General features: G+C 66.7%; 12 protein-coding genes. 5 read left to right on the top strand and 7 right to left on the bottom strand.

The annotated features are described in order from the left end of the window. A partial coding sequence (locus tag ACREE8_RS20430) for a hypothetical protein (protein ID WP_431574858.1) occupies window positions 1-670 on the top strand: 670 nt, incomplete at its 5' end. On the opposite strand, the gene ACREE8_RS20435 is transcribed toward ACREE8_RS20430, so the two are convergent. The 5 genes from ACREE8_RS20435 to ACREE8_RS20455 all read right to left on the bottom strand — a co-directional run bounded on the left by ACREE8_RS20435 (window position 584) and on the right by ACREE8_RS20455 (window position 4,522). Beyond that, the gene (locus ACREE8_RS20435; protein ID WP_431574859.1) at window positions 584-1,009 is read right to left on the bottom strand and encodes a hypothetical protein; all 426 of its coding nucleotides are present in this window, start codon (window positions 1,007-1,009) and stop codon (window positions 584-586) included. The genes ACREE8_RS20430 and ACREE8_RS20435 overlap by 87 nt on opposite strands. Before the next feature lie 110 nt (window positions 1,010-1,119). Further along, a complete protein-coding gene (gene pssA, locus ACREE8_RS20440; protein ID WP_431574860.1) occupies window positions 1,120-1,950 on the bottom strand; it encodes a CDP-diacylglycerol--serine O-phosphatidyltransferase in 831 nt (276 codons plus the stop codon). After that, window positions 1,950-2,687, bottom strand: coding sequence for a phosphatidylserine decarboxylase (locus ACREE8_RS20445; protein WP_431574861.1), 738 nt, complete (start codon window positions 2,685-2,687; stop codon window positions 1,950-1,952). Before ACREE8_RS20445 ends, pssA begins: the two co-directional genes overlap by 1 nt. A 135-nt stretch (window positions 2,688-2,822) precedes the next feature. Continuing rightward, entirely contained in the window at window positions 2,823-3,530 is a 708-nt protein-coding gene (locus ACREE8_RS20450) for a fumarylacetoacetate hydrolase family protein (protein WP_431574862.1), read from the bottom strand. Between the two features lie 65 nt (window positions 3,531-3,595). Continuing rightward, window positions 3,596-4,522: a VIT1/CCC1 transporter family protein gene (locus ACREE8_RS20455; protein ID WP_431574863.1), complete on the bottom strand. Its 927-nt coding sequence runs from the start codon at window positions 4,520-4,522 to the stop codon at window positions 3,596-3,598. A 51-nt stretch (window positions 4,523-4,573) separates the two neighbouring features. Between ACREE8_RS20455 and ACREE8_RS20460 the strand changes: the two genes are divergently transcribed. Then, a complete protein-coding gene (locus ACREE8_RS20460; protein WP_431574864.1) occupies window positions 4,574-4,870 on the top strand; it encodes a hypothetical protein in 297 nt (98 codons plus the stop codon). Between the two features lie 54 nt (window positions 4,871-4,924). Then, window positions 4,925-5,395 (top strand): hypothetical protein, encoded by a 471-nt coding sequence (locus ACREE8_RS20465; protein WP_431574865.1) that lies wholly within the window; start codon window positions 4,925-4,927, stop codon window positions 5,393-5,395. A gap of 19 nt (window positions 5,396-5,414) precedes the next feature. Here the strand turns inward: ACREE8_RS20465 and ACREE8_RS20470 are convergent, their stop codons facing one another. After that, a complete protein-coding gene (locus tag ACREE8_RS20470) occupies window positions 5,415-6,488 on the bottom strand; it encodes a LysM peptidoglycan-binding domain-containing protein (protein ID WP_431574866.1) in 1,074 nt (357 codons plus the stop codon). Between the two features lie 179 nt (window positions 6,489-6,667). Beyond that, entirely contained in the window at window positions 6,668-7,639 is a 972-nt protein-coding gene (locus ACREE8_RS20475; RefSeq protein WP_431574867.1) for a c-type cytochrome, read from the bottom strand. A 225-nt stretch (window positions 7,640-7,864) separates the two neighbouring features. Here ACREE8_RS20475 and ACREE8_RS20480 point away from each other — a divergent pair, with 225 nt between their 5' ends. Both ACREE8_RS20480 and ACREE8_RS20485 read left to right on the top strand, forming a co-directional pair. After that, window positions 7,865-8,449: a TIGR00730 family Rossman fold protein gene (locus ACREE8_RS20480; protein WP_431574868.1), complete on the top strand. Its 585-nt coding sequence runs from the start codon at window positions 7,865-7,867 to the stop codon at window positions 8,447-8,449. Window positions 8,450-8,520: 71 nt separating this feature from the next. Continuing rightward, a partial coding sequence (locus tag ACREE8_RS20485; protein ID WP_431574869.1) for a glycosyltransferase occupies window positions 8,521-9,214 on the top strand: 694 nt, incomplete at its 3' end.

Here is a 9,214-nt window from a genome sequence, read left to right on the forward strand (position 1 = left end):
GGGCGCCGCTTTCCTCTGGGGTTATCGCGGCAGTATCGGCAGCTGGATCCTGGCCGGCCTGATCGCGGAAGCGACCGGCAGCGCCCTCCTGCTGCAGGTTCGGCATTCGCTGTTGGCGGCGATGGTCTCCTATGAGTATGCCGCTGAAGCCCTGCTGCTGCTGGTCAGCGCCGGCAGCGCGCTCGCGGCATTTCACGCGCAGGCGACCGGACGGTTCAAGATCGCCACCTTCTCCTCGGCGCTCGCCTGGCTGTGCCGTCCCTGGCGCGCGCGGCTCGACCTGCCGACGATACTGGCGCTGTTGCAGGGTTCCGCCGTGGTCACGGCACTCGCGCTGTCGCTCGGATTCATCTTCGATCCGCGCTATCGCGACTTCCCGCTCGCGGCCCTGCTCACGCCGGCGATCGCTTTCGCCTGGCTCGCCTGGAGCGCCCGCGACATCGCGGCCACGCGCAAGGTCGACCGGCGCGAGGAAGCGATGCTCTCGGGTCTGCTGTTCCTGGCGGGCCTGCTGGTCGCTTTGCGTGAAGGCCCGCTCAATTTCGTCGCGCTGGGCTGGGCCGCCACCGCGCTGCTGCTGGCGTTACCCTTGCTGCCGGCCTTGCGGGCGCTGCGGGTCGGGGCCGGAGATCCCGGCATCGGCGCGCACCAGACGCAACAGGCCAAGTAGCAGCCCGAAGGCGGCAGCCCCGGCGTTATAGAGCACGACGCCCCAGAGCCCCAGCACGCAAGCCAGCACGGCCAAAGGCCGCCAGCCGGTGATCAGCGCCAGGATGCTGAAGCCGAGCGAGGCCACGCCCCAGCCGCCGCCGCGCGAGATCACCACCAGCAGATCGCGCGGACCGCACCACCAGGGCGCGGGCTCGCCCAGGCAGGCGATGCCGATGCCCCGCGGCTCGATCACCAGGAACCGCACCGCCAAGGCCAGCGCGAGCACGACCACGGCGCTGGCGATCCAGGGACGGATCACGGCCAGCAAAGCGCGGCGTGAGATCGGAGCATCGCTCATGGTGCAGGCTCAAACAGCAAGGGACCTCAGGGACAATGCCTGGAGCCCGATTTCGGGTCCAGCATTTCCACCCCAACATTACGCAATCCCAAGCGTGCCCGCGTGAAAGATCAGCGAGGCGGCAACTCATCATGCTCGTCGAGATCGGTTTCTTCCATCGCGACCGGCGCTGTGGCCGGCGCCACAGGCGTGGTGCCCGCGAGGCGGCGATAGGAGAGCCAGCTCAACGGCATCGAGCAGAGATAGAGGCCGCAGATTCCGAGCAAGGTGAGCCAGGGGCTCGACGCCAGAAAGGCCGCCAGTGCCCCCACGATCAACAGGGTAGGAAGAACGAAATGTTGCGGCACCTTGATCCGTTTGAAGGAGTAGGTCGGCAGGCGGCTCACCATCAGCCCCGCCACGACCACCGCGACCATGCCCGCGAGCCAGGGATTGTCGAAATAGCCGGGGCCGACGGCGAGGTCGGCCACCATCGGCACGAGGACCAGTCCGGCGGCAGCCGGCGCCGGAACGCCCATGAAGAAGCGACCGGTCCAGGCCGGCAGGTCGGTGTTGTCGAGCTTGGTGTTAAAGCGGGCCAGACGCAGGCCGCAGCAGACGCAATAGAGCAGCACTGCCACCCAGCCCGGCGCACCGGTCTCGGACAGATTCCAGAAATAGAGCAGCAGCGCCGGGGCCACACCGAAACTGACGAAATCGGAGAGCGAATCCAGCTCGGCGCCGAATTTACTGGTGCTGTCGAGCAGGCGCGCGATCCGCCCGTCCAGCGCATCGAGGATGGCCGCGATCAGGATCGCCACCACGGCGGCTTCCCAATGCTGATGCAATCCGAAGCGGATGCTGGTCAGGCCGGCGCAGAGTGCCAGCAAGGTCAGGATGTTGGGGATCAGCCGGTTGAAGGACTGGTCGCGCAGCCGCGCGACCGTAGGACGCCTACGCATCAGCGCATCTCTCCTCTTCGCATGGGTTCGGCCGATTGCAGGTCGGCGAAGACCGTTTCGCCCGCGACCGAACGCTGACCCACCACCGCCAGCGGCGCGATGCCCTCGGGCAGATAGACATCGACACGGCTGCCGAAGCGGATCAGGCCGAAGCGCTCGCCCGCGCGCACCATCTGGTTCGCCTCGATATCGCAGCGGATCCGCCGCGCCACCAGGCCCGCGATCTGGACCACCGCGAACTCATGGCCGTCGGTGCTGCGCACCCGGACCGACTGGCGCTCGTTGAACTCGCTCGCCTTGTCGAGCGAGGCATTGAAGAACTTGCCGGGCCGATAGCCCAGCGACAGCACCGTGCCGTCGATCGGCATGCGGTTCACATGCACGTCGAACACATTCATGAAGACGCTGATGCGGATCAGCGGCAAGGCCGGCATGCCCAGTTCCGTCGGCGGCACGGCCGGCTCGATCGCCTGCACCACGCCATCGGCGGGCGCGATCACCAGGCCGCTGCGGATCGGGGTCACGCGCGGTGGGTCGCGGAAGAAATAGACGCACCACAAGGTCGCCACCAGCCCGACCCAGCCCAGGGGCGACCACAGCCACCACAAGAGCAGCGTCGCGATCGCGAACAGCCCCGCGAAACGCCAGCCCTCGCGATGAATGGGAACCAAGATGCGATCGAGCAAGGAAAAGGTCCTATGGCTTGCCGTGACGGCCGGGTGCCGAGCGGCGCGCATTCTATCCTCGGGCGGTTGCCGCTGGGTAAGCATTCCCGGCGACCCGCCATGCCCTCTCCCAATCCCCCTCAGATCGGAATTTTACCCTGCTTTTTCAAGGGATATATCGGCATCCCGGAGAGGGAACCCCGGACCTCAGGCGACCTCGATCCGGAGCTCGCCGACGCTCTCGACGCCGCCATGGAGCCGGTCGCCGCGCTTGACCGGCCCGACCCCCGCCGGCGTGCCGGTGAAGATCAGGTCGCCGGGCTTCAGTTCGAAGAGGGCCGAGAGATGGCCGATGATCTCCGGCACCGACCAGATCAACTGGCCGAGATCCCCCGTCTGGCGGCGCTCGCCATTCACGTCGAGCCAGACGGCGCCCTTGGCCGGATGGCCGATCTGGGACGCCGGCAGGATCGCGGAACAGGGGGCCGCATGCTCGAAGGCCTTGCCGACCTCCCAGGGACGCCCCTGCTTCTTGGCTTCGCCCTGCAGGTCGCGCCGGGTCATATCGAGGCCGACCGCATAACCGAATATGCAAGCCGCGGCATCTTTCGGCGCGATGTTCTTGCCGCCCTTGGCCAGAGCCACCACCAGCTCGAGCTCGTGGTGGACGTCGGTCGAGCGGTCCGGATAGGGGAACTTGCCGCCGTCGGGCACCAGCGTGTCGGGGTTCTTCTGGAAGAAGAACGGCGCCTCGCGCTTCGGGTCGTGGCCCATCTCGATCGCATGCTCGGCATAGTTACGCCCGACGCAATAGATGCGATGCACCGGGAAGAGCTGCGTCGTGCCGCGGACCGGCAAGGCCGGTTGCGGCGGCGGGGTAATGACATAGCTGGCGGAAGGAGTCTGTTGGGTCACGTTGAGCCGCTTTCTCGTTTGATTGAGGGAGCTGAGCAGATATTTGGAGAGCATGGTGGTGTGGGTCAACCCGCGAGGCTGACCCCGACCAGTCGCCCGATCAGGAAGGTGACGCCTGCGGCGGCGAACCCGATCAGCAACTGGCGCAATCCTGAAAACAGAACACCACGTCCGGTGAAGAGGCTGGTCCCGGCTCCGATCGCGAACAAGGCCACGCCGCTCGCGATCAGGCCCGCCAGCAGCGCCGCCTCGGCGGTCAGAAAGAACAGCCCAATGATCGGAAAGACGGCGCCGAACGCGAAAAGACAGAATGAGGTCCCTGCCGCCGTCCATGCGGACCCACCCAGTTCGTCGGGATCGATGCCCAGCTCTTCCCGCACCAGGGTATCGAGCGCGGTCTCCTTGTTCGACATCAGCTGATCGGCCAGCGCGCGCGCCTGTGCCTCGCTGAGGCCCTTGGCCTGATAGATCAGGATGATCTCTTCCTTCTCCTCGTCTGGCGCCTGCTCCAGTTCGCCGGCTTCGGTCTCGATCTGCTGCTGATAGAGCTCCCGCGCGCTGTTGACGGAAAGCCATTCGCCCATGGCCATCGAACAGGCGCCAGCGACGAGACCGGCGAGACCGGTAATCAGCAACGTGTGGGAATCGACCGTGGCACCGGCCACGCCCATGACCAGGCTGAGATTGGAAACCAACCCGTCATTGGCGCCAAGAACGGCTGCCCGCAGGGCATTGCCGCCGGTTCTATGGCGCCCTTCGATCCGGCCGAGTGTCGATCCGGACAAGCCACCTTCGGGACCGCCCGCGATGGCCGCCAGAATCCTGGCATGAGAGCGTTCCGCTTGCGGCAACCCGCCGTCCACCGCGTCGGGCTGGGCGTCGTAACTGCCAACATCCGCCTTCTCCAGGCCGCTGATGACCGGCAGCACGAACTCCGGACCGAAGCGGCGTGCAAGCCAGCCCAGGGCCCGCGTGCGCCAGCCGGGCCGCATGGGCCTCGCGCGCTTGCCGAGCGCCTGGAGCTTGCGCCTCCAGAACTCGCCATGCGCCTCCTCGACCGCCGACAGCCGTCGATAGACCTCGGCAATCTTCGGGTCGGGCTCGGCATCGGCCAGCGACCGGTACAGCTGTGCGCCATCCACTTCGCCTTGAAGATTGGCGCGATAACGCTGTTCCGATCCGAGGGGCTTTGCGGGTTGATCGCTCATGCGTGCAATCTACAACACCCGCCGCGTTCCCAGAACGCCAGCGTAACCTCGGCGGCCCCGGGGGTGGACCGGCTCAAGCATCTGATTGCCCCCGATTTTGCCAATGTTTCAGTAGGTTTAACCGATCCTTAAAAGCGGGCGTGATACTCCTTTCGGATATAGTTTCCCGATAAGGTTCCAAGCCCCATGGCGCAGACAATGTTCGCCCAGATCGCGCGCCAGGCGCTGCCGATCGAGATCAGTTCGGTCTCGGTCAGCGCCGAAGGCATGATCGAGGAGCGGGGCGAAGACAATCCGGTCACCTTCCGCTTCGCCTTCCTCGGCCATCACTTCAGCGGCCAGGCCTTCTCCACGGATGCCGGCGCCCGTCTGGTGATCGGCGCGGATCTGCTGCCGCTGCCCTACTCGATCGAATCGCGCGAGCGCCGCCAGCGGGCCTTGGCCCTGCTGCAGGCGACGCGCCAGCTGCCGCATGCGCGGCTCCTGACCGGCGCCAATATGAGCATGCGTGCCGTGGGCGAGATTCCGGTCGAACGCCCGCTGACCGCGGGCCGTCTGATCGGCGCCGTCACCGTCCTGCTGCTGGAGCTGATGCCCTATCTGGCGCTCGTCGCCGAATTCCTGCCGCCCAAGCGCGCGGCCAAGAACGCCGCCTGAAGGCGCGCCCCCGGCGCCATCAATTGGTCTTGGCCGGCGGCAGCTTGAAAACCTGGCCCGGATAGATCAGGTCGGGATTTCTTATCTGTTCCCTGTTCGCCTCGTAGATCACCGAATATTGCCAGCCGCTGCCATAGCTGCGCCGGGCCATCCGCCACAGGCTGTTGCCGGGCTGAACCACGATGCTGTCGCTGGACGAGGCGCCGGCGGCCGCGATGTCACCGGGCGTCGCCCGTTCGAACGGCGTCTCGACACGCGCCGTCACTTTGCTCTCGCCGTTCAACTGATCGGCGCGCAGCGTGTGGAGGCCGGGCGGCACGGGCAGCTCGGGACGCAATTCCCAGCGGCCGTCGGCACCGGCCAGCGCCTGTCCCAGCAATCCATTGTCGAGATAGATCATGACCTGGGCGCCGGGCTCGGCATGGCCGCCGACGATGATGTCGCCGTGATTGTCGTAATCGACCGTGTCGAGCGACAGGGCGCCCATGCGCGGCGCCTGGGCATCGGGCGTGGTCGTGCCCGAGGGGGAGGTCGAGGGCAGTTGCACCACCTGGGTGGCGCTGCCGCCATTGCGCGGCACGATGACCGCAAGCGCCTCGCCCGTGTTGCCGCCGGCCTGACCCGCGAGCGTCGTGCCGGGCTGCGGCACCACCGCCACCACCACGTCATCCGATTCCGTCGCCGGGCCCCCGCCCGGCGGCACTGCCGACAGCGAGAGCTGATGATTGCCGGGGGTCAGCGGCTTCTCAGGCAGGAACACCCATTCGCCGCGCTCGTCGGCGGTCACCTTTCCCAGCACCTGGCCATTGTCGCTGATGGTCACCTCGGCCCCCGGCGGCGCGCGGCCGGCGATGACCGTCTCGCCGGTCGGCTTCACCCGGACGACGTCGAAGCTGGGCTTGAGGTCGGTGGGGGCCGGCGCTTCCGTCGTCGTCGCGGTCGTGCTCTCGCCCGCGGGCGCGCTCGCCGTCTGCTCGCTCGAGACGGTCGGCTGCGGCTCGTCGCTGCTCTGGCGGTTGATGGTGAATTGCAGCACCAGCGCCGCCGCCACCACGGCTGCGCCCAGAATCACAATGAGGAGAACGCGGTTCAATTCGACTCTCGTAATGGGCCGTCGCGGTCGGCGATTCGCGATCTGGCGACTCCGCCAGCGCTGACGCCCAAGCGTAACAGCCGAGAACGGCTCTGTCATGCCGCCGCGACCGGGAAGGTTAACGGCCGCGAGACGGCCTTCCCGGAGGTTTTTGCAATCTCGGGGGCCGATCGCGGCCTTCAATAGCCGGGTTGTGTCGCCTTGGCGGCGTCGTTTCGAATGGGCGGCAGCGACATCAGATAGTCGGCGATAGCCGTTCGATCAGCATCGGTAAGCTTGCTGGTGTTCTCGCTGACCACCTCGCCCATCCCGTCGCCGACATAATCGAAGTCCGGCAAGGCCCCGTCCTTCAGCACGCGAACCACCTGATCCTTCGACCAGCTGCCGATGCCGGTTTGGGGATCGGGCGTGATGTTCGGCACCTTGCCGCCGCCCGGCGCCGCTGTCGTGCCCGAAAAGGAGAGGCTCCGCTCGAGCCCGCCCAGGAACCCGCGCGGCGTATGGCATTCGGCGCAGTGGCCCAGCGCCGCGGTCAGATAAGCGCCGCGGTTCCAGCTCGCATCGTGGCCGGCATCCTCCACCCAGGCGCCGCCCTCGTCGAAATTCATCAGACGCCAGACCCCGAGAAGCGCGCGCCAGCTGAAGGGAAAGCGCAGCTCATGGGGCTTGTTGGCGGTCGCTGCCGGCGGCAGGGAAAGAATATAGGCGCGGATGGCCAGCAGATCGTCGGGATTGGCCTTGGAGTAGGCGGTGTAAGGAAAGGCCGGATAGTAGTAGCTGCCGTCGGGCGCGATGCCCTGCTTCAGCGCCCGCAGGAAATCCGCTTCGGACCAGCGGCCGATGCCATGCTCGGGATCGGCGCTGATATTGGGGGTGTAGAAGCGGCCAAAGGGCGTGTCCAAGGCCACCCCGCCGCCCAGCTGCGCGCCGCCATTCTTCTTGTCGGTGTGGCAGGCGTTGCAGCCGCCGGCGGCGAAGAGATAGGCCCCGCGCGCGATCTGCGAGTCTCCCTCCGCGCTGCTGTCCGCCCGGGCAGGACCCGCGACCGCCAGCAGGCTCAACCCCAGCAGCCCCAGCCCAAGGCTCCGGACCCGGCTGGCCAAGGCCGGCCGGCGATTCAGCCCTTCGCAAGCTTTGTTCCGCACCATCATCCTCCAGACCCTTGGAAATCCGCCTTGAAAGCGGGGTTTTGGCCCTCAACTTCCATCCTGGGCTACCCTCCTGACGGCGGTCTGTCGATTCGGGCGGGCAAAATGCCGCCCGGCCGCGGCGCGGCTTCAAACTGGCCCGGAAGGCCGGAGGGGGCTATGGTCGCCGGCCTTTGTTACCGGGCGTCGCCGGTTTCGCGGCCCCAACCGATATAACCACCGGAACTCATGACGGCTTCGATCAAATCCTTGTGCGTCTATTGCGGCGCGGCCGAAGGCCGCGGACCGGGCTATCGCGACATCGCCCAGCGGCTGGGCCGGCATATCGCGCAGAATCAGGTGCGGCTCATTTATGGCGGCGGGCGCGTCGGGCTGATGGGCGTCGTCGCCGATGCGGTCAAGAGCGCGGGCGGCCAGGTCACCGGTGTCATTCCGAACTTCCTCGAGGTCCGCGAGATCGGCAACCGGGAGATCGACGAGCTGCGCGTGGTGGACAGCATGCATGCGCGCAAGCAGCTCATGTTCGAGCTCTCGGACGCCTTCTGCATGATGCCGGGCGGGTTCGGGACGCTCGAGGAATTCTTCGAGGTCATGACCTGGCGTCAGCTGGGCCAGCATGACAAGCCGATCGTCGTGTTGAACGAGGGCGGTTACTGGGATCCGCTGCTGCGGCTGATCGAGCATGGCAGGCAGGAGGGCTTCATGGCCGATCCGGCGCCGTTCTATATGGTGGTCGATCGCGCCGAGGATGTGATCCCGGCCCTGTCGCGCCAGCCGGCGCCGAAGAAGGTCGGCGCGGTCGGACGGATGTGAGAGGAGCCGTCATCGGGGGATGACGGCGGGGGACGCGGGGGCAAGCCCCCACGCCATCGGGGGGAAGACGAATGCGGATCCTGGCCTACAGCCATAATTTCGTGCGCGAGGGCGCGCCGATCATCCTGCTTCGCCTGCTGCGCGAGCTGCGCAAGCGCCACGACATCCATATCCTGAAATTGAAACGCCCGACCGAACCGCTCGAGGCGGAATTCGAGCGCTACGACATTCCGCTCAAGGAGGGGGTCAAGCTCAAGGATTACGACGTCGCGCTATTCAACACCGTGACCGCCTCCGACATCGTGATGCAGACGGCGGGACGCTGCCCGGTGGTCTGGTGGATCCACGAGCCGAAATTCGGCCTCGGCTACACCAAGATGGCGGATTTCAAGCCCGAGGCCTTCGGCACCGCCGACCGGATCGTGTTTCCGACCCAATGGCAGGCCCAATGGCTCTGGGGCCGTTATCTCAAGCGCGACAATTGGACGGTTGTCCCCTATGGCATCGGCATGGACCTCTCGCCCCGCCCCTGCCCCTTCGAGAAGAAACCCGAGCGCTTCTACCTGCTGCATCTGGGCCGCATCGACCCGCGCAAGGGGCAGGATCTGAGCGTCCAGGCCCTGGCTCATCTCGGCAACCCCAACATCACGCTGGTGATGCTGGGCGGACGCAAGGAGAACGATCCCTATGCGGCGCGGCTGTTCGAGAGCGGTGTCGACATCCTCTATCCGGGCTCGGTGCCCGAAGAGACGGTCGCGGCTTATA

Origin of the sequence: Hypericibacter sp., assembly GCF_050729195.1 — a bacterium.
Classification (GTDB): Bacteria; Pseudomonadota; Alphaproteobacteria; order Dongiales; family Dongiaceae; genus Hypericibacter.

What these genes read in the sequence shown, in the direction of transcription:
- pssA (WP_431574860.1), bottom strand. Translation starts at nt 1,950, where the DNA reads ATGCGTAGGCGTCCTACGGTCGCGCGGCTGCGCGACCAGTCCTTCAAC.
- ACREE8_RS20465 (WP_431574865.1), top strand. Translation starts at nt 4,925, where the DNA reads ATGGCGCAGACAATGTTCGCCCAGATCGCGCGCCAGGCGCTGCCGATC.
- ACREE8_RS20455 (WP_431574863.1), bottom strand. Translation starts at nt 4,522, where the DNA reads ATGCGGCCCGGCTGGCGCACGCGGGCCCTGGGCTGGCTTGCACGCCGC.
- ACREE8_RS20445 (WP_431574861.1), bottom strand. Translation starts at nt 2,687, where the DNA reads ATGCGCGCCGCTCGGCACCCGGCCGTCACGGCAAGCCATAGGACCTTT.
- ACREE8_RS20475 (WP_431574867.1), bottom strand. Translation starts at nt 7,639, where the DNA reads ATGATGGTGCGGAACAAAGCTTGCGAAGGGCTGAATCGCCGGCCGGCC.
- ACREE8_RS20480 (WP_431574868.1), top strand. Translation starts at nt 7,865, where the DNA reads ATGACGGCTTCGATCAAATCCTTGTGCGTCTATTGCGGCGCGGCCGAA.
- ACREE8_RS20460 (WP_431574864.1), top strand. Translation starts at nt 4,574, where the DNA reads ATGCGCCTCCTCGACCGCCGACAGCCGTCGATAGACCTCGGCAATCTT.
- ACREE8_RS20435 (WP_431574859.1), bottom strand. Translation starts at nt 1,009, where the DNA reads ATGAGCGATGCTCCGATCTCACGCCGCGCTTTGCTGGCCGTGATCCGT.